This is a genomic window from Pseudomonas sp. F(2018), assembly GCF_005508865.1.
Classification (GTDB): Bacteria; Pseudomonadota; Gammaproteobacteria; order Pseudomonadales; family Pseudomonadaceae; genus Aquipseudomonas.
Genome location: NZ_SCOM01000004.1, coordinates 91676 through 109650 on the forward strand (window position 1 = coordinate 91676; position 17975 = coordinate 109650).

At 66.2% G+C, this 17975-nt stretch carries 14 protein-coding genes; 1 reads left to right on the plus strand and 13 read right to left on the minus strand.

What is annotated here, in order from left to right:
- Positions 1–14 precede the first annotated feature (14 nt).
- From FFS62_RS17440 to FFS62_RS17455, 4 genes are all read right to left on the minus strand, one after another.
- Positions 15–785, minus strand: coding sequence for a GntR family transcriptional regulator (locus tag FFS62_RS17440; protein ID WP_137974115.1), 771 nt, complete (start codon positions 783–785; stop codon positions 15–17).
- A 4-nt stretch (positions 786–789) separates the two neighbouring features.
- The gene (gene atzF, locus FFS62_RS17445; protein WP_137974116.1) at positions 790–2586 is read right to left on the minus strand and encodes an allophanate hydrolase; all 1797 of its coding nucleotides are present in this window, start codon (positions 2584–2586) and stop codon (positions 790–792) included.
- A 172-nt stretch (positions 2587–2758) separates the two neighbouring features.
- Positions 2759–3352 carry a MarC family protein gene (locus tag FFS62_RS17450; RefSeq protein WP_371920159.1) on the minus strand — a complete coding sequence of 198 codons (594 nt, stop codon included), beginning with the start codon at positions 3350–3352 and terminating at the stop codon, positions 2759–2761.
- A gap of 68 nt (positions 3353–3420) precedes the next feature.
- The gene (locus tag FFS62_RS17455; RefSeq protein ID WP_137974118.1) at positions 3421–6189 is read right to left on the minus strand and encodes a response regulator; all 2769 of its coding nucleotides are present in this window, start codon (positions 6187–6189) and stop codon (positions 3421–3423) included.
- A gap of 320 nt (positions 6190–6509) precedes the next feature.
- Here FFS62_RS17455 and FFS62_RS17460 point away from each other — a divergent pair, with 320 nt between their 5' ends.
- Positions 6510–8186, plus strand: a complete 1677-nt coding sequence (locus FFS62_RS17460) for an MFS transporter (protein ID WP_256662290.1) — start codon at positions 6510–6512, stop codon at positions 8184–8186.
- 109 nt (positions 8187–8295) lie between these two features.
- Here the strand turns inward: FFS62_RS17460 and purD are convergent, their stop codons facing one another.
- From purD to aroQ, 9 genes are all read right to left on the minus strand, one after another.
- Positions 8296–9588 carry a phosphoribosylamine--glycine ligase gene (gene purD, locus FFS62_RS17465; RefSeq protein ID WP_137974119.1) on the minus strand — a complete coding sequence of 431 codons (1293 nt, stop codon included), beginning with the start codon at positions 9586–9588 and terminating at the stop codon, positions 8296–8298.
- Between the two features lie 217 nt (positions 9589–9805).
- Positions 9806–11413, minus strand: coding sequence for a bifunctional phosphoribosylaminoimidazolecarboxamide formyltransferase/IMP cyclohydrolase (gene purH / locus FFS62_RS17470; RefSeq protein WP_137974120.1), 1608 nt, complete (start codon positions 11411–11413; stop codon positions 9806–9808).
- Between the two features lie 87 nt (positions 11414–11500).
- Positions 11501–11836, minus strand: a complete 336-nt coding sequence (fis, locus tag FFS62_RS17475) for a DNA-binding transcriptional regulator Fis (RefSeq protein WP_043307105.1) — start codon at positions 11834–11836, stop codon at positions 11501–11503.
- Positions 11833–12831, minus strand: a complete 999-nt coding sequence (gene dusB / locus FFS62_RS17480; protein WP_137974121.1) for a tRNA dihydrouridine synthase DusB — start codon at positions 12829–12831, stop codon at positions 11833–11835. Before dusB ends, fis begins: the two co-directional genes overlap by 4 nt.
- 212 nt (positions 12832–13043) lie before the next feature.
- Positions 13044–14480 carry a DUF3426 domain-containing protein gene (locus FFS62_RS17485; protein ID WP_137974122.1) on the minus strand — a complete coding sequence of 479 codons (1437 nt, stop codon included), beginning with the start codon at positions 14478–14480 and terminating at the stop codon, positions 13044–13046.
- Between the two features lie 64 nt (positions 14481–14544).
- A complete protein-coding gene (gene prmA, locus FFS62_RS17490; RefSeq protein ID WP_137974123.1) occupies positions 14545–15423 on the minus strand; it encodes a 50S ribosomal protein L11 methyltransferase in 879 nt (292 codons plus the stop codon).
- A 131-nt stretch (positions 15424–15554) separates the two neighbouring features.
- Positions 15555–16907, minus strand: coding sequence for an acetyl-CoA carboxylase biotin carboxylase subunit (accC, locus tag FFS62_RS17495; RefSeq protein WP_137974124.1), 1353 nt, complete (start codon positions 16905–16907; stop codon positions 15555–15557).
- Between the two features lie 17 nt (positions 16908–16924).
- Positions 16925–17386, minus strand: coding sequence for an acetyl-CoA carboxylase biotin carboxyl carrier protein (gene accB, locus FFS62_RS17500; protein WP_137974125.1), 462 nt, complete (start codon positions 17384–17386; stop codon positions 16925–16927).
- 25 nt (positions 17387–17411) lie between these two features.
- Entirely contained in the window at positions 17412–17855 is a 444-nt protein-coding gene (gene aroQ / locus FFS62_RS17505) for a type II 3-dehydroquinate dehydratase (protein ID WP_137974126.1), read from the minus strand.
- Positions 17856–17975: the final 120 nt, after the last annotated feature.

A 17975-nucleotide genomic window follows, 5' to 3' on the forward strand; every position in this document is an offset into this window, starting at 1 on the left:
AGTGCGATCTCCATTCACGAACTTGAGTGTTGAACTGCTGGGTTGTTGTTATCCGTTGTGGCAGTGGAACCAAGGTCATCGCCTTCACCCCGCGTCTCCGGCACCTTCTGTCGGGCGCTGTGCAACATGTGCAGGGTGATCTTGCGCACTTCCGCCTTGCTCTCCTCGATATGGGTCCTGAGCAATAGCTGTGCCTCTTCGCAGTGGCGCGCGAGGATCGCGCCAAGAATCCGTCCGTGTTCGTCGTAGGTGGCGGCAATCCGTGGCGTCTGGGTGAAGTCCAGGCGCCTTAGAATGCGGATCTTCTCGGTGACCTCCAGGTGCACGCGGGCCATCTCGCGGTTGCCGCCGGCCTCCACCAGCTGGCAATGGAACTGTTCGTCGAGCAGGGAAACCGCCCTGCCATCCCGCAGGCGCTGTTCGGGTTGCACCAACCAGGTGCGACCGAGTTGTTGCAGTGCGGGGCTCGGCTCGACTTCGGGGCGCTGGCACAGGCGGCGTACCGCTTCCAGTTCGAGCAGGATGCGCAGGTCGTAGAGTTCCTCGAACTGCTCGAAGTCCAGCGGGCTGACCTGCCAGCCGCTGCGAAAGTGCACCTGCACCTGGCCCTCGCGCTGCAGGCGGTACAGGGCCTGGCGCACCGGCGTGCGGCTGACCGCCATGCGCTCGGCCACCTCGCCCTCGGAGAAGCGATCGCCCGGCAGCAGGCGGAACTCGAAAATGTCCTCCTTGAGCTGCCGGTAGATGGCGTCGGCCAGGCTGGGTGGTGCCGCGCGCTTGGACATGGGCTCAGCCCTTGAGGCTGGCGATAAAGGCGCGCCAGCCGCCGAAGCCGGTGATGTCGCGGGCACCGTCGAGCGCGTACGGCTCGCAGATAAAGCCCTTGACCCAGCGGCCGTCGGCCAGCTGCAGGTTGCCGATGCCCAGCGGCGGCGGGATCTCGGCGACGAACTCGCCGAAGCGCGCCTGCGGCACATCCCACAGCTCGACGATGATCTCGGCGCCGTCCTCACTGACCCGCGCCAGGCCCGGCTTGGGCGGCACGGTGCCGGGCAGGGCATAGAGGCGATAGCTGGCGGCACTGGTGGTCTGCTCGACCAGTACGGCATCGCGGGTGAGCAGCTGGAAGTTCAGCGGCATGCCGGTAAGGTGCGCACCGACCACGGCGACCCGCACGCTGCCCGGGGCCTGGCCGATGGCCGGCTGGGCGGGCAGGGCGCGTTGGGTGGCGCCCAGCGGCAGGGCGAGGAATTCCTGCCAGCGCTGGCCGAAGGCGGCCAGGGCCTGGTCGTGCCAGGCCGGGGCGATCAGGGTGATGCCGGCCGGCAGACCGTCGGCACGGAACCCGGCCGGCAGGGCCAGGGCGGCGAGGTCGGCGAGGTTGGTGAAGTTGGTGTAGGTGCCGAACTGGCTGTTGAACAGCACAGGCTCGGCCTGCATCTCGGCCAGGGTGCGAATGGTCGGCGAGGTCGGCACCACCAGGGCGTCGAAGCCGGCCAGGGCGTCGTTGATCTGGCGTGCCAGCTCGGCGCGAATGTACTCGGCCTTGTAGGCATCGCAGGCGCTGTACTTCTCGCCATTCTCGACGATGCCGCGCACCACCGGGTTGATATGGGCGGGCTCGACAGCTTCCAGCGCCACCGTGCGCTCGGCGACCCAGGAGCCGTAATAGAGCTGCTCGGCCAGTTCGCGGAAGGGCGTGAAGTCGATGGCCTCGACCTCGGCGCCCAGCTCGCGCAGCTTGCCCAGCGCCTGCTCGAACACCGCCTGGTTCTGCGCATCGCCGAAGAACTCGGGCGCCGCCGGCATGGCCAGGCGCGGCTTGGCCGGCATGCCGACCTTGGCGCTATTGGGGTTCTTACGGCTGTAGGCGTCACTGGCATCGAAGCCGCCGGCGATGTTGGCCACGACCTGGGCATCGGCCACGGTCAGGGCGAACACCGAGATGCAGTCCAGGGTGCGGCAGGCCGGCACCAGGCCGCTGGTGGACAACCAGCCCTTGGTCGGCTTGAGCCCGACGATACTGTTGAAGCCGGCCGGCACGCGGCCGGAGCCGGCGGTGTCGGTGCCCAACGAGAAGGCCACCAGGCCGCGCGCCACCACGCTGGCGGAACCGGAGCTGGAGCCGCCGCTGACGTAATCCGCATCGAAACTGTTGGGCACCGCGCCATAGGGCGAGCGGGTGCCGACCAGACCGGTGGCGAACTGGTCGAGGTTGGTCTTGCCGATGACGATGGCGCCGGCGGCGCGCAGCTTGGCGACCACGCTGGCATCGGCCTTGGCCGTGTAGGCGAACTCGGGGCAGGCGGCGGTGGTGGGCCAGCCGGCGGCGTCGATGTTGTCCTTGATGGCGAAGGGCACGCCATACAGCGGCAGCTTGCTCAGGTCGCCGGAGGCTTCGGCCAGGCGCTCGGCCAGCTGATCGAGCTGGGCCTGCAGCTGAGCCTGGGTCGCCAGGGCGATCCAGGCCGGATCGTCGGCGCTCAGCTCGGCGAGCAGCTCGGCCAGTGTGCTCGGTTGCAGGTTCTCGCTGCGATAGGCGTGCTGCCATTCACTCAGGGTCCAGCCGAATCCGGGATGGGACATCTTTCTAGATTCCTTCTTGTATCCAAGTTGGAATTTCCAGAGCAGATGTTGTGCCAGTTCGTTAACTGATTGTTTTGTAAGTTATTTATCTCGCTTGTGCGCGTACGAAGGAGCCGCCGCCGCCCCGTTTGGGGGCCGGCGGGCTGGGGTGGTGCGCCAGTAGGGGGCGGAGTCAGGGGGCGAGGTAGCCACGCACGCCGGTGAAGATGATCTGCGCGGCCAGGGCGCAGACGAACAGGCCCATCAGGCGGCTGAGGATCTGCAGGCCCTGCTGGCCGAGCAGGCGCTCGACCTTGTCGGAGAGATACAGCACCAGGCCGACCGTGGCGCTGGCAATGGCGATGGCGATGATGGCGGCCAGCTTGTCGTCCCACTGCGGCTGGCTGATGCCCATCACCAGCAGCGCACCGATGGTGCCGGGGCCGACGGTGAGCGGAATGGTCAGCGGCACGATGGTGACGTCCTGCTGCACGTTGTCCGCCTGCACCGCCGACTTGCCCTGGGCCATGCCCAGGGCGGAGATGAACAGCACCGAGCCTGCACCGATGCGGAAGGCGTCGGCGGTGATGCCGAAGATCTCGAAGATGGTCTGACCGAACAGGTAGAGCAGTACGCTGGACACTAGGGTGCCGAGTGCCACCTTCCAGGCCAGCCTCTTGCGCTCCTTGGCGCTATAGCCCGGGGTCAGGCTGATGAAGCAGGACAGCACGAAGAACGGGCTGTAGAGGACCAGCATCTTTAGATAGACGGTGAACAGCAGCGACAGCATGGACAGGGCTCTTCAGGGGCGGACGGGCACAGCATAGAAGGCGATGGTCGACCACCGCCAGCCTATTAGGAGGGCAGGGCGTCGCGCTGGCGGCGCTCGCGTTCACCCACCCAGTGGGCGATCAGGTCGCGCAGTTGCGACATCTCCACCGGCTTGGACATGTGCCCGTCCATGCCGACCTGGCGCGCGCGCTCCTTGTGCTCGGCGAGGATGTGCGCGGTCAACGCCACCACCGGGGTGCGCCCGCGCTGCTCGCGCTGCTCCCAGGCGCGCAGCTGCTCGGTGGCGGAGAAGCCGTCGAGCACCGGCATCTCGCAGTCCATCAGCACCAGGTCGTACTGCTGCTCCTGCATGGCGCGCAGGGCTTCCTCGCCGTTGCTGGCGGTGTCCGGGCGCAGGTTGAGCTTGTTCAGCATGCCGCGGATGACCTTGGTGGAGATGCTGTTGTCCTCGGCCACCAGGATGCGGAAGTCTTCCGGCACCTGCAGCGGACCGCTGTCGACCTGCGGCAGTTGCGGCGCGCCGGCCTGGCGCTGGGCCAGTTCGTCGGCCAGGGTGGTCTTCAGCGTGTAGCCGGCCACCGGCTTGGCCAGGATGCGCTTGATCCCGGCGTTGCGCGCGATGATCTTGCTCGGCGCGTTGCTGATGCCGGTGAGCATGATCAGCAGGATGTCGTGGTTGAGGTTGGGGTCTTCCTTGATCTTGGCCGCCAGCTGCATGCCGGTCATGCCGGGCATTTCCTGGTCCAGCAGCACCGCATCGAAGAACTCGCGCAGGTGCGCCTTGGTGCGCAGCAGGGCCAGGGCCTCCTTGCCGGAGGCCACGGCGCTGACCTGCAGGCCCCAGGCCGCGCACTGCTGCTGCAGCACCTTGCGGCAGGTCTCGTTGTCGTCCACCACCAGCAGGCGCGCGCCTTGCAGCGGGCCGTCGAGGTCGGCGGTGGGTTGTTCCAGGCGTTGCGGGTCGAGCGGCAGGGTCAGCCACAGGGTGCTGCCGGCGCTGCCGCCGCTCTGCACGCCGAACTCGCCTTCCATCAGGCGCACCAGCTGGCGCGCGATGATCAGGCCGAGGCGGCCTCCGAGCTTGCTGGCGCTGAGGAAGTCGCTGCTGTGCAGCTGGGTGTTGAGCAGCGCGTCGCGCTCGCTCGGCTCCAGCGGGCGGCCGCTGTCCTGCACGGCGATGCGCAGGCGTGGCTCCTTGGCTTCGCTGTCCAGCGCCACCACCAGCAGGATCTCGCCCTCGTCGGTCTGGCGGAAGGCGTTGTCCAGCAGGCTCATGAGGATCTGCCGCAGGCGCGTCGGGTCGCCACTGATCACCCGCGGTACCTGGGGCTGGGTGAAGCTGATCAGCTCGACCTTCTGCTGCTCGGCCTTGGCGCGGAAGATGTCCAGGCAGTCGTCGATCAGCGCGTTGAGGTCGAACTGCACGTCGTCCAGCTCGATCTGCCCGGACTCCAGCTTGGAGATGTCGAGAATCTCGTTGATCAGGGTCAGCAGCTCGTTGCCCGAGCTATGGATGGTCTGCACGTAGTCGCGCTGCTTGGCCGACAGCGGGGTGCCGAGCAGCAGCTCGGTCATGCCCAGCACGCCGTTCATGGGCGTGCGGATCTCGTGGCTCATCTTGGCCAGGAACTCGGCCTTGGCCTTCAGCTCGGCACTGGTGGCGGCCTCGCTGGTGCGGCGGAACAGGGTGTCGCTCTGGATCTGCCGCTGACGCTCGGACAGCGCGATGCTGAGCACCAGGCCGGCGATCATGGCCACGCTGAACAGGCAGAGTACCAGCCAGCCGGGGTTGAGCTGGTCGAAGCCGAACAGTACCGGGCCGAGGGTGGCGAACCCGATATCGAAGATCAGCAAGCCGGCGAAGATCAGGCGTGCCGGGCGGTAGCCGCCGCGCCAGTGGGTGAAGGCCACGGCCGGCACGGTCAGCGCCACCAGCACCACCAGGCCGTAGACCAGCCAGCTGTGCCAGAACAGGCCGGTGAAGCCGATCATGGCGGCGGCCGCGGCGAGCACGGCGAATTCCAGGTGCAGCACGTGGCGCAGCGGGCTGCGCTCGGCCGGGCTACCGCTGAAGAAGAAGCGGGTGTAGCCGAGGATGCACAGGGCGGCGGTGAGCGCCGCCAGGTCGGCGATCAGCGACTGGTTGTAGCTCTGCTCCGGCAGCAGCACCGCCAGCAGGCCGATGTTGGCGGTGGCGCACAGGGCCAGGGCGACATGCATGCCGGCCAGCCACAGGTTGCTGGCGGTCGGCGAGTAGGCCATGCGCAGCAGGTTGAACAGCGCCAGCAACAGCAGGCCGCCGAGCAGGGCGCCGAACAGGTAGGCCGGCTTCTCCTGGGCGACCAGCTGGGTCTCGTCGATCACCTTGAACCACATCATCAGCGCGTGGTTGGAGGTCATGCGCAGGTAGGCGACCCGCGGCAGGTTGTCGTTGGGCAGGCTGAACAGGTAGGCCCGCGACGGCAGCGGCCGCGAGCTCAGGGTCAGGGCCTCGCCGGTGCGCAGCTGCTGCTCCAGCACGCCGTCCCTGACCAGGTAGAAGTCCAGGTGCTGCACGCGTGGGGCGAACAGCCACAGCCAGTGCGGGGCGGAGAGGGCGGCGGTATCGACTTTCAGCCAGATGGCCTGGGGGGAAGCGGGGAGGGTGAAGGCGAGGCGGTCGAGGGGCTGGAAGCGGGAGCTCTGGGCCTGGACCTCGTCGAAGGTCAGCTGGGCCGACTTGTCGAGCAGGATCGACCAGCTCTCCTCGGCCGTCGGCGCAGCCGTGGCCAGAGCCGGCAGACCCAGGAGCAGGCTGACAATGAGTCCTGTGGCGATCCAGAGCCGGCGCACGGCGGAGTCCCTTCTTCGATAGATTTCCGGATTATAGCTATGGGTAATACACAAAAGGCAGTCGTGGCGGCGGCCTTAGTGGGAGCTTTACCGCATCTTTACCCTGTAACCCGTCCCGAATCGGCAATCGAGACGGTTTTGCCCAGGCCACTCAGGACGGGGCGTGCTTCTACCATAAATTTGCCGGGCATTAGACTAAGGTCTAATGCCGCTCGTGCAACGCCCGACTAGCCTTCCTGGTCAGAACAACAATCACAAGAAAAGACGTCCGGGTAAAGGGCGATCCTCGCTCTCTGCCGACTGGCGTCGGGAGGCACCCCATGAGCGTAGCAACGGCAGACGCCGGCCAGGCACAGGCCGGACCCATGACCGCCGAGGAGCGAAAAGTCATTTTCGCCTCATCCCTCGGCACGGTCTTCGAGTGGTACGACTTCTACCTGTACGGTTCTCTCTCGGCGATCATCGCGGCGCAGTTCTTCTCCGGGGTCAACCCGACCGCGGCCTTCATCTTCGCCCTCATGGCCTTCGCCGCCGGCTTCGCGGTACGGCCTTTCGGCGCGATCTTCTTCGGGCGCCTGGGCGACCTGGTCGGGCGCAAGTACACCTTCCTCATCACCATCATGATCATGGGCCTGTCGACCTTTATCGTCGGCATCCTGCCCTCGTATGCCAGTTGGGGCATCGCGGCGCCGATCATCCTCATCGTCCTGCGGCTGTTCCAGGGGCTGGCCCTCGGTGGTGAATACGGTGGCGCGGCGACCTACGTGGCCGAGCATGCGCCCCACGGCCGGCGCGGCTTCTACACCTCGTGGATCCAGACCACCGCCACGCTGGGTCTGTTCCTCTCGCTGTTGGTGATCCTCGGCACCCGCACCTGGCTGGGCGAGGAAGCGTTCGCCGCCTGGGGCTGGCGCATCCCGTTCCTGCTGTCGATCCTGCTGCTGGCCATCTCGGTATGGATTCGCCTGACCCTCAGCGAGAGCCCGGCCTTCAAGAAAATGAAGGAGGAGGGCAAGACCTCCAAGGCGCCGCTGACCGAGGCCTTCGGCCGCTGGGAGAATGCCAAGGTGGCGCTGGTCGCCCTGTTCGGCGGCACCGCCGGCCAGGCGGTGGTCTGGTACACCGGGCAGTTCTACGCGCTGTTCTTCCTGACCCAGACGCTCAAGGTGGAGGCCGCCACGGCGAATATCCTGATCGCCCTGTCGCTGCTGATCGGTACGCCGTTCTTCATCGTGTTCGGCTGGCTATCGGACAAGATCGGGCGCAAGCCGATCATCCTCGGTGGCTGCCTGATCGCGGCGCTGACCTACTTCCCGCTGTTCGGCCTGATCACCCACTACGCCAACCCGGCGCTGGAGCAGGCCCAGGTTTCGGCGCCGGTGACGGTGGTGGCTGACCCCAACGAGTGCTCGTTCCAGTTCAACCCGGTGGGCACCGCGAAGTTCGTCACCTCCTGCGACATCGCCAAGGGCTTCCTCGCCCGCAACTCGGTGAACTACGCCAACGAGGAGGCGCCGGCCGGCACCCCGGCGAGCATCCGTATCGGCGAGCAGACCATCGCCTCGTTCTCCGGCGCCGGCATGCCGGCCGAGCAGTTCAAGGCCGAGTCCGACGCCTTCAACGCCAGGATGACCGAGGTGATCCGCGGCGCCGGCTATCCGGCCAAGGCCGACCCGGCGCAGATCAACACGCCGATGCTGGTGCTGCTGCTGACCATCCTGGTGCTGTTCGTGACCATGGTTTACGGGCCCATCGCGGCGCTGCTGGTGGAGCTGTTCCCGACCCGCATCCGCTATACGGCGATGTCGCTGCCGTACCACATCGGCAACGGCTGGTTCGGCGGCTTCCTGCCGACCACCGCCTTCGCTATGGTCGCCGCCACCGGCAACATCTACTACGGGCTGTGGTACCCGATCGTGGTGGCGGTGATGACCTTCATCATCGGCCTGTTCCTGATGCCGGAGACCAAGGATCGCGATCTGCGTAACTGGCACTAACAGCCGTAGGGTGGCCTCGCCGCGCAGCGGCAGCCCACCGAGCTGGTCTGATCGAGATGCAGAAATGAAAAGGCCCCGCAGTGCGGGGCCTTTTTCTATCGGCTGGAAATCAGCCTTCGCCGTTTTCGCGGGCGATGGCGCGGTAGCCGATGTCCTTGCGGTAGAAGCTGCCGTTCCAGCGGATCTGCTCGGCCAGGCGATAGGCCTGCTGCTGGGCGTCGGACACGCTCTTGCCGATGGCGGTGGCGCACAGCACGCGGCCGCCGGCGGTGACCACTTGGCCAGCTGCATTCAGCGCGGTACCGGCGTGGAACACCTTGCCGTCGATCTTGGCGGCGGCGTCCAGGCCTTCGATCACGTCGCCCTTGGCGTAGTCGGCCGGGTAACCGCCGGCGGCGATCACCACACCCACGGTCGGACGCGGATCCCAGGTCGCTTCGACCTTGTCCAGCGCCTTGGCCAGGGCGGCCTCGACCAGCAGCACCAGGGAGCTTTCCAGGCGCACCATGATTGGCTGGGTTTCCGGGTCGCCGAAGCGGCAGTTGAATTCGATGACCTTGGGCTTGCCGGCCTTGTCGATCATCAGACCGGCATAGAGGAAGCCGGTGTAGACGTTGCCTTCGCTGGCCATGCCGCGCACGGTCGGGTAGATCACCTCGTCCATCACGCGCTGGTGCACGTCGGCGGTGACCACCGGAGCCGGCGAGTAGGCGCCCATGCCACCGGTGTTCGGGCCGGTATCGGCGTCGCCAACACGCTTGTGATCCTGGCTGGTGGCCATCGGCAGCACGTTCTCGCCGTCGACCATGACGATGAAGCTGGCTTCCTCGCCGTCGAGGAATTCCTCGATCACCACGCGCGCGCCGGCGTCGCCGAAGGCGTTGCCCGACAGCATGTCGCGCACGGCTTCCTCGGCCTCTTCCAGGGTCATGGCGACGATCACGCCTTTACCGGCAGCCAGGCCGTCGGCCTTGACCACGATCGGCGCGCCTTTCTTGCGCAGGTAGGCCAGCGCCGGCTCGACTTCGGTGAAGTTCTGGTAGTCAGCGGTGGGGATGTTGTGGCGCGCCAGGAAGTCCTTGGTGAAGGCCTTGGAGCCTTCCAGCTGGGCGGCGGCGGCGGTGGGGCCGAAGATGTCCAGCTTGCGCGCACGGAACAGGTCGACCACGCCCTTCACCAGCGGCGCTTCCGGGCCGACGATGGTCAGCTGCACATTCTTCTCGGCGAAGTCGGCCAGCTGCTCGATGGCCAGCACGTCGATGCTCACGTTCTCGCACTTGGCTTCGGTGGCGGTGCCGGCGTTGCCCGGGGCGACGAAGACCTTCTCGACGCGCTTGTCCTGCGCCACTTTCCAGGCCAGGGCGTGCTCGCGGCCGCCGCTGCCGATGATCAATACGTTCATGGGGTATCTCCTGACCGTAGCCCGGATGCAATCCGGGGCTTTTGAGTGGGGTGTCCCCGGATTTCATCCGGGCTACGACGCAAATCTCTCGGGCCGCGATGGAGCTGGTGGATGCTAGGCGCGGAGGGCTTCGATAAGCGCAGTTGCCGACTGGCAATGAGCATTAGCGAAGTCGTCCGCAACAACGCAGACGCCTGCTTCAGCGCGGCCGCGCCACTTAGTGGCGAAAGTGGCGCATGCCGGTGAACACCATGGCGATGCCGGCTTCGTCGGCCGCGGCAATGACTTCGGCATCGCGCATCGAGCCGCCCGGCTGGATCACCGCGGTGATGCCGACCTTGGCCGCATTGTCCAGGCCGTCGCGGAACGGGAAGAAGGCGTCGGAGGCCATCACCGAACCGGCGACCTGCAGGCCGGCGTGTTCGGCCTTGATGGCGGCGATACGGGCGGAGTTGACGCGGCTCATCTGGCCGGCGCCGACGCCGATGGTCTGGCGGCCCTTGGCATAGACGATGGCGTTGGATTTGACGAACTTGGCCACTTTCCAGGCGAAGATCAGGTCATGGATTTCCTGCTCGCTCGGCGCGCGCTTGGTCACGATCTTCAGGTCTTCGGCCTTGATCATGCCGATGTCGCGGCTCTGCACCAGCAGGCCACCGTTGACGCGCTTGAAGTCCCAGCCAGCGGCGCGTTCGGCCGGCCACTCGCCGCACTCGAGCAGGCGCACGTTGGCCTTGGCAGCGACCACGGCACGGGCTTCGGCGCTGATTTTCGGGGCGATGATCACTTCGACGAACTGACGCTCGACGATGGCTTTCGCGGTCTCGCCATCCAGCTCGCGGTTGAAGGCGATGATGCCGCCGAAGGCCGACTCGGTGTCGGTGGCGTAGGCCAGGTCGTAGGCCTTGCGGATGCCGCCTTCGGCGTCGGTGGCCACGGCCACGCCGCACGGGTTGGCATGCTTGACGATGACGCAGGCCGGTTTGACGAAGCTCTTCACGCATTCCAGCGCGGCGTCGGTGTCGGCCACGTTGTTGAACGACAGTTCCTTGCCCTGCAGCTGGATGGCGGTGGCGACGCTGGCCTCGCCTTTCTGTGCTTCCACGTAGAACGCCGCGCTCTGGTGCGGGTTCTCGCCGTAGCGCATTTCCTGGGCCTTGATGAACTGGCTGTTGAAGGTACGCGGGAAGGAACCGCGCTCTTCGGTGCTCAGGGTGTCGCGGCTCTGGTCGATGGTGCCCAGGTAGTTGGCGATCATGCCGTCGTAGGCAGCGGTGTGCTCGAAGGCCTTGAGGGCCAGGTCGAAGCGCTGGGCATAGCTCAGGCCACCGGCCTTGAGCGACTCGACGATGCCGGCGTAGTCGCTGGCGTTGACCACGATGGCCACGTCTTTGTGGTTCTTCGCGGCGGAGCGGACCATGGTCGGGCCGCCGATATCGATGTTCTCGATAGCGTCGGCCAGGTCACAGCCGGGCTTGGCCACGGTGGCGGCGAAGGGGTAGAGGTTGACCGCGACCAGGTCGATCGGCTTGATGCCGTGCTGCTCCATCACGTCGCCGTCGAGGGCGCGACGGCCGAGGATGCCGCCGTGGATCTTCGGGTGCAGGGTCTTGACGCGACCGTCCATCATTTCCGGGAAGCCGGTGTAGTCGGCCACTTCCACGGCCGCGACGCCGTTGTCCTTGAGCAGCTTGTAGGTGCCGCCGGTGGAGAGGATTTCCACGCCCAGGCTGACGAGCTCACGGGCGAACTCGAGGATGCCGGTCTTGTCGGAGACGCTGATCAGGGCGCGGCGAACGGGGAGGCGGGTGGTCTGGTCGGTCATTGCAAAGTCCATCGGAGCTTAAGATTCAGTAAAAAAGGGCGAGCCCTTTTTTGTATTGGGGGCCGCCCTTTTCCATGTATTCGAGGCTTACAGCAGATCGTATTGCTTGAGCTTCTTGCGCAGGGTGCCGCGGTTCAGGCCGAGCAGCTCGGAGGCCTTGGTCTGGTTGCCCTTGACATAGTTCATCACGGTCTCCAGCAGCGGCGCTTCGACCTCGGTCAGGACCAGGTTGTAGACGTCGGTGACGTCGGCTCCCTCGAGATGGGCGAAGTAGTTGTGCAGTGCCTTCTCCACGCTGTCGCGCAGGGTCTGGCCCTGCTCGAACGGAGTGTTCAGGTGCTGCTTCAGGTTGGCGTTGTCGCTCACGGGTACTGCCCCATCAAAAACTGATTGCTCAAAAAAAGGCTCGGTCATCCTCGTCATGCGGCCACCCCTTCTCCTTTATTGTTCTGCTCGGCGAAGAACTGCCGAGCGGCGGTGTACTGCGCGTCCGTACTTTCCAGACGATTGAACTCGGCGCGGAACTCGCGGGCGCCGGGTAGCGTTGCCAGGTACCAGCCGACGTGCTTGCGGGCGATGCGTACGCCCATCAGGTCGCCATAGAAGGCGTGCAGCGCGGCCAGGTGCTCCAGCAGGATTCGTTCTACTTCGTACGGCGTTGGCGCCGGCAGCTCCTTGCCGGTCGCCAGGTAATGAGCGATCTCGCGGAAGATCCACGGCCGCCCCTGCGCCGCACGACCGATCAGCAGGGCGTCGGCGCCGGTGGCGTCGAGCACGGCCTTGGCCTTGTGCGGCGAATCGATGTCGCCATTGGCAAACACCGGAATCGAGATCGCCTGCTTGATGGCGGCGATGGTGTCGTACTCGGCCTCGCCGGTGTACAGGTCGGCGCGGGTGCGGCCGTGCACGGCAAGGGCGGCGATGCCGGCCTGCTCGGCGATCTTGGCCACGGTGATGCCGTTCTTGTTCGCGCGATCCCAGCCGGTGCGGATCTTCAGGGTCACCGGCACGTCGACCGCACTGACCACGGCGTTGAGGATCGCCGTCACCAATTCTTCATCTTTCATCAGCGCCGAACCGGCGGCCTTGTTGCAGACCTTCTTGGCCGGGCAGCCCATGTTGATGTCGATGATCTGCGCGCCCATCTCCACATTGCGACGAGCGGCCTCGGCCAGCATCTCGGGATCGCCACCGGCGATCTGCACCGAGCGTGGCTCGGGATCACCGGTATGGATCATGCGCAGGCTGGACTTGCGGCTGTTCCACAGGCGCACGTCGCTGGTGACCATCTCCGAGACCACCAGCCCGGCGCCGAGGCGCCGGCACAGCTGCCGGAACGGCTGATCGGTGACGCCCGCCATGGGGGCGAGGATCAGCTGATTGGGCAGTGTATAAGGGCCGATGCGTACCACCGACATGGTCATCCCTGTTGTCTCGAGGGTCGTTTCGGGCAATGGCGTAGCCTGCCAAAGTGCGGAACGGCGATCGGGGGAGTGCGAAAAAGGGAGGGCATGATACCCGCTCTCGGTGACCGGATAAAGGCTGTTTTGAACAAATTATGAGCAGCCATCGGGTTATCGCCGTTGGCTAGGTGGAGTGGCGCAAACGCCGGAAATCCGGCGTTTTCGGCCTATTCCGGGGAGTGGAAGCTGAGGCTGTAGTTGACCGCCTTGGCGCCCGGGTCCTTGATCTCCAGGGAGATGTGGATCGGCGTCTGCGGTGGCATCTCGTCCTGGCCGGCCAGCTCGCCGCTGAGGTACTCGCTGGGGCGGAAGCGGCTGCTGGCGATCAGCTGGCCGTTGAGGTCGGCGAAGCGCAGTTCCAGCAGCGGGAAGGGCTGGGCGAAGGGCGCGCGGTTGTAGAGGATGGCGTCGACCATCAGCGCATCCATGTACTGCGGGTGGCTGCGCACCACCAGGTTGGTGCTGCGGACCTGGGAGATATCGACCTTGGACGGCAGGGAGCAGCCGATTTCCGGACAGATGGTCTCGAACCAGGGGCGGTACTGGTCCTGGCGGGCCAGTTCCTCGAAGTGGTAGATCACGTACTGGGTGCCCAGGGCGCCGGCGGCGATCAGGTTCAGCAGGCCCCAGCCGATCCAGCGGCCCCAGGGCTTCTTCGGTTGCTGCCAATCCAGCTGCAGCGGATCGTCGTTCAGGTCCAGCAGGCCGTTGTCGCGCAGTGCCGGCTCGCTACGTGCGGGCTTGGCGGCCGGCTCGGTGGCGATGCAGTAGTCACCGTCGCCGATTTCCTCGGCGTCCTCATCGGCGCTGAGATCGCCCAGGGGCGGCTCGTCGCGGTCGCTCTGCGGTTCCTCGAGCGGCTTCGCCTTGTGCGGCGCTTCGACCCTGGCGGCTGGTGCGGGGGGCGGAGTTGGGATCGGCTCCGGGCGCGGCTCTGGCTTGGGCTCCGGCTGGTATTGCGGTTCGGGCAGCGGCTCCACGCGTGGGCGCGCCATCTGCATGGCTTCCGGCTTGCGCGGCGGCTCGTCCTTGATCAGCGATTCGGCCCAGCTCTCGTCGTGGCGGTTGTCTTCTTCCTCGCCGTGCAGCAGGTGCTCGTTGTTCTGCGTGGCGTTGCCCATCGCCAGGAACTCGCGGGACAGCTGCATCTCCTGCTCTTCCAGCTTGGCCAGTTCCTCGTCCAGGTCGAGGCTGTCCAGGTCCAGATCGTCGTGGATCCACAGGGTGTCGACGGATTTCTTTTCCGCCGTCGGCGCCGGGCTCGGCTTGGCCGGCGCTGGTGCGGGTGCTGGCGGTATGGCGGCAGGCTGGCTGGGCGTGATTGGTGCGGCAACCGGCGCCGGGCGCGGCGGCTGCGCGGCACTGGGTTGTTCGACGGGGACGGCCGGCCTGGCGGGTGCCGACGCTGGTGTCGTCGCCACAGCGGGAGCCGGGGTAGCCGGCTTGCTGGCCCGATTCTGGTCGACCAGCAGTTGCTGGGCGGCATTGAACACGCGCATGCAGGCCCCGCAGCGCACGGCGCCATGGGCTGCGCCCAGCTGCGCACGACTGATGCGGAAGCTGGTACGGCAGTGGGGGCATTGAGTGACGAAACTGTCGGTCATGCGGCGGTCCGTGCGAAACAGGGCGCTAGTTTACCCAAGCAGGGGCCTGGGAATACAAGCGCTGCTAGCGCTTCACCCCGCTGATGCGTACCCAGCCGTCCTTGATCGCGGTTGGGTCGAGCTCGAATGCACCTTCATAGGCGGCGCGCACCTCCTCGGCCTGCTCGGCGAGGATGCCGGACAGCGCCAGGCGGCCGCCGGCCTGGACCAGGCTGGTGATCTGCGGCGCCAGCGAGACCAGCGGGCCGGCCAGGATGTTGGCGACCACCACCTCGGCCGGCTGTTGCGGCATGTCGGCGGGCAGGTAGACCGGGAAACGCGCCGGGTCGATGCCGTTGCGTCCGGCGTTGTCGCGCGAGGCCTCCAGGGCCTGCGGGTCGATATCGGTGCCGATGGCCTGTGGCGCGCCGAGCAGCAGGGCGGCGATGGCCAGGATGCCCGAGCCGCAGCCGAAGTCGATCACGTTGCAGCCGGCCAGCTCCTGGCCGTCCAGCCATTCCAGGCACAGCGCGGTGGTCGGGTGGGTGCCTGTGCCGAAGGCCAGGCCCGGATCGAGCAGCAGGTTGACCGCCTCCGGCTCCGGCGCGGCATGCCAGCTCGGCACGATCCACAGGCGACGGCCGAAACGCATGGGCTGGAAGTTGTCCATCCAGCTGCGCTCCCAGTCCTGGTCGGCGATGTGCTCGATCTCGTGGGCCGGCAGCTCGCCACCGGTGAGCAGCTGCAGGTGCGCGACCAGGTTGGCCGGGTCGGTGTCGGCCTCGAACAGGGCCAGCAGGTGGGTGTTGGACCACAGCGGGGTGGTGCCCAGGTCCGGTTCGAAGATCGGCTGGTCCTCGGCGTCCATGAAGGTTACCGACACGGCGCCGACGCCGAGCAGGGCGTCCTCGTAGGTCTCCGCCTGTTCCGGGGTGATGGCGAGACGGACTTGTAACCAGGGCATGGCGAACCTCGTGTGCGGTGTTGCGTGGGCGCGCAGCTTACTTGAGGGGCACGGCCGCCGCCACCGCGGGCGCCGATCGGAAAGCACACGGGCCGCCCGCAGGCAGCCCGTGTGGTGGTGCGAGGAAGGACTCAGTGCTTGTCCATGCCCAGCTTCTTCTCCAGGTAGTGGATGTTCACGCCTCCCTTGGCGAAACCCTTGTCGCGGGTCAGGTCGCGGTGCAGCGGGATGTTGGTCTTGATGCCGTCCACCACCAGCTCGTCCAGGGCGTTGCGCATGCGTGCCATGGCTTCGCTGCGGTCCTTGCCGTAGGCGATCAGCTTGCCGATCAGCGAGTCGTAGTTCGGCGGTACCGAATAGCCGCTGTACAGGTGCGAGTCGACACGGATGCCGTTGCCGCCCGGGGCGTGGTAGTGCTTGACCTTGCCGGGGCAGGGCATGAAGTTGTCCGGGTCCTCGGCGTTGATCCGGCACTCCAGGGCGTGACCGCGGATGACCACGTCGCTCTGCTTGATCGACAGCTTGTTGCCGGCGGCGATGCTGAGCATCTCCTTGACGATGTCGATGCCGGTGACCATCTCGGTGACCGGATGCTCGACCTGCACGCGGGTGTTCATCTCGATGAAGTAGAAGCGGCCGTCTTCGTAGAGGAACTCGAAGGTGCCGGCGCCGCGATAGCCGATCTCGACACAGGCGTCGACGCAGCGTTGCAGCACTTCGGCGCGGGCCTTCTCGTCGATGCCGGGGGCTGGCGCTTCTTCCAGGACCTTCTGGTGACGGCGCTGCAGCGAGCAGTCGCGGTCGCCCAGGTGGATGGCGTTGCCCTGGCCGTCGGACAGCACCTGGACTTCCACGTGGCGCGGGTTGCCGAGGAACTTCTCCAGATAGACCATCGGGTTGCCGAAGGCGGCGCCGGCCTCGGTGCGGGTCAGCTTGGCCGACTTGATCAGGTCTTCTTCCTTGTGCACCACACGCATGCCGCGACCACCGCCGCCGCCAGCGGCCTTGATGATCACCGGGTAACCGACTTCACGGGCGATCTTCAGCGCGGTCTCTTCGTCTTCCGGCAGCGGGCCTTCGGAGCCAGGCACCACGGGCACGCCGGACTTGATCATGGCGTTCTTGGCCGAGACCTTGTCACCCATCAGGCGGATCACGTCACCGGTCGGGCCGATGAAGGCGAAACCGGATTTCTCCACCTGCTCGGCGAAGTCGGCGTTTTCCGCGAGGAAACCGTAGCCGGGGTGAATCGCGGTGGCGCCGGTCACCTCGGCGGCGGCGATGATCGCCGGGATGTTCAGGTAGGACTTGGCGCCGGGCGCCGGGCCGATGCACACGGTCTCGTCGGCCAGGCCCAGGTGCATCAGCTCGCGGTCGGCGGTGGAGTAGACGGCCACCGTCTTGATGCCCAGCTCCTTGCAGGCGCGCAGGATGCGCAGGGCGATTTCGCCACGGTTGGCGATCAGGACTTTTTCCAGCTGCATCGCAGGCTCCCCGCGCATCAAACGATGGTGAACAGGGGCTGGTCGTATTCCACCGGCTGGCCGTTATCCACCAGGATGGACTCGATCACGCCGCTGGCTTCGGCCTCGATGTGGTTCATCATCTTCATCGCTTCGACGATGCACAGGATGTCGCCCTTCTTCACGCTCTGGCCCACTTCGGCGAAGTTGCCGGAAGTCGGCGAGGCGGCGCGGTAGAAGGTGCCGACCATCGGCGAACGCACCACGTGGCCGTTCAGTTTGGCAGCGGCCGGGGCGCCGGCTTCCACCGGGGCGGCAGCGGCAGCCACCGGAGCGGCGACCGGGGCCGGGGCGGCGGCGTATACCGGTTGCGGGGCGTAGGCCGGCTGCTTGCTGTGACGGCTGATGCGCACGGACTCTTCGCCTTCGCGGATTTCCAGCTCGTCGATACCGGACTCTTCCAGCAGCTCGATCAGTTTTTTGACTTTACGGATATCCATAGTTTTGCAACTCCCAAGGGTGAGGTCAGGGGCGTTCTAATTGTTCCAGGGCGGCCTCCAGGGCCAGTCGGTAACCGCTGGCGCCAAGGCCGCAGATCACTCCCACCGCTACGTCGGAAAAGTAGGAGTGATGGCGGAAGGGTTCGCGCTTGTGCACGTTGGACAGGTGCACTTCGATGAATGGGATGCTCACCGCCAGCAGCGCGTCACGTAATGCGACGCTGGTATGCGTGAAAGCCGCCGGATTGATGAGGATGAAGTCGACTCCTTCACCTTTCGCCGCATGTACGCGGTCGATCAGCTCGTACTCGGCGTTGCTCTGCAGGTACATCAGATGATGGCCGGCGGCGCGGGCGCGCTGCTCCAGGTCCTGGTTGATCTGCGCCAGGGTGGTGGAGCCGTATTTGTCCGGCTCGCGGGTGCCCAGCAGATTGAGATTGGGGCCGTGCAGCACCAGGAGAGTGGCCATGGGCGCTTCCTTGTTGTTCTGACCGTGGATTGGCCGGGACTATGCCGAAAGCGCTGCGGGCTGTCCAGTTGCCGGGAGTAGTCGGCAAGATGGACGAAATTTACGGCAGAAATATGACGT

Bases quoted from the DNA above. Each gene is read 5' to 3' on its own strand.
- FFS62_RS17440 (WP_137974115.1), bottom strand. From the start codon at position 785: ATGTCCAAGCGCGCGGCACCACCCAGCCTGGCCGACGCCATCTACCGG.
- atzF (WP_137974116.1), bottom strand. From the start codon at position 2,586: ATGTCCCATCCCGGATTCGGCTGGACCCTGAGTGAATGGCAGCACGCC.
- FFS62_RS17460 (WP_256662290.1), top strand. From the start codon at position 6,510: ATGAGCGTAGCAACGGCAGACGCCGGCCAGGCACAGGCCGGACCCATG.
- purD (WP_137974119.1), bottom strand. From the start codon at position 9,588: ATGAACGTATTGATCATCGGCAGCGGCGGCCGCGAGCACGCCCTGGCC.
- purH (WP_137974120.1), bottom strand. From the start codon at position 11,413: ATGACCGACCAGACCACCCGCCTCCCCGTTCGCCGCGCCCTGATCAGC.
- fis (WP_043307105.1), bottom strand. From the start codon at position 11,836: ATGACGAGGATGACCGAGCCTTTTTTTGAGCAATCAGTTTTTGATGGG.
- dusB (WP_137974121.1), bottom strand. From the start codon at position 12,831: ATGTCGGTGGTACGCATCGGCCCTTATACACTGCCCAATCAGCTGATC.
- FFS62_RS17485 (WP_137974122.1), bottom strand. From the start codon at position 14,480: ATGACCGACAGTTTCGTCACTCAATGCCCCCACTGCCGTACCAGCTTC.
- prmA (WP_137974123.1), bottom strand. From the start codon at position 15,423: ATGCCCTGGTTACAAGTCCGTCTCGCCATCACCCCGGAACAGGCGGAG.
- accC (WP_137974124.1), bottom strand. From the start codon at position 16,907: ATGCAGCTGGAAAAAGTCCTGATCGCCAACCGTGGCGAAATCGCCCTG.
- accB (WP_137974125.1), bottom strand. From the start codon at position 17,386: ATGGATATCCGTAAAGTCAAAAAACTGATCGAGCTGCTGGAAGAGTCC.
- aroQ (WP_137974126.1), bottom strand. From the start codon at position 17,855: ATGGCCACTCTCCTGGTGCTGCACGGCCCCAATCTCAATCTGCTGGGC.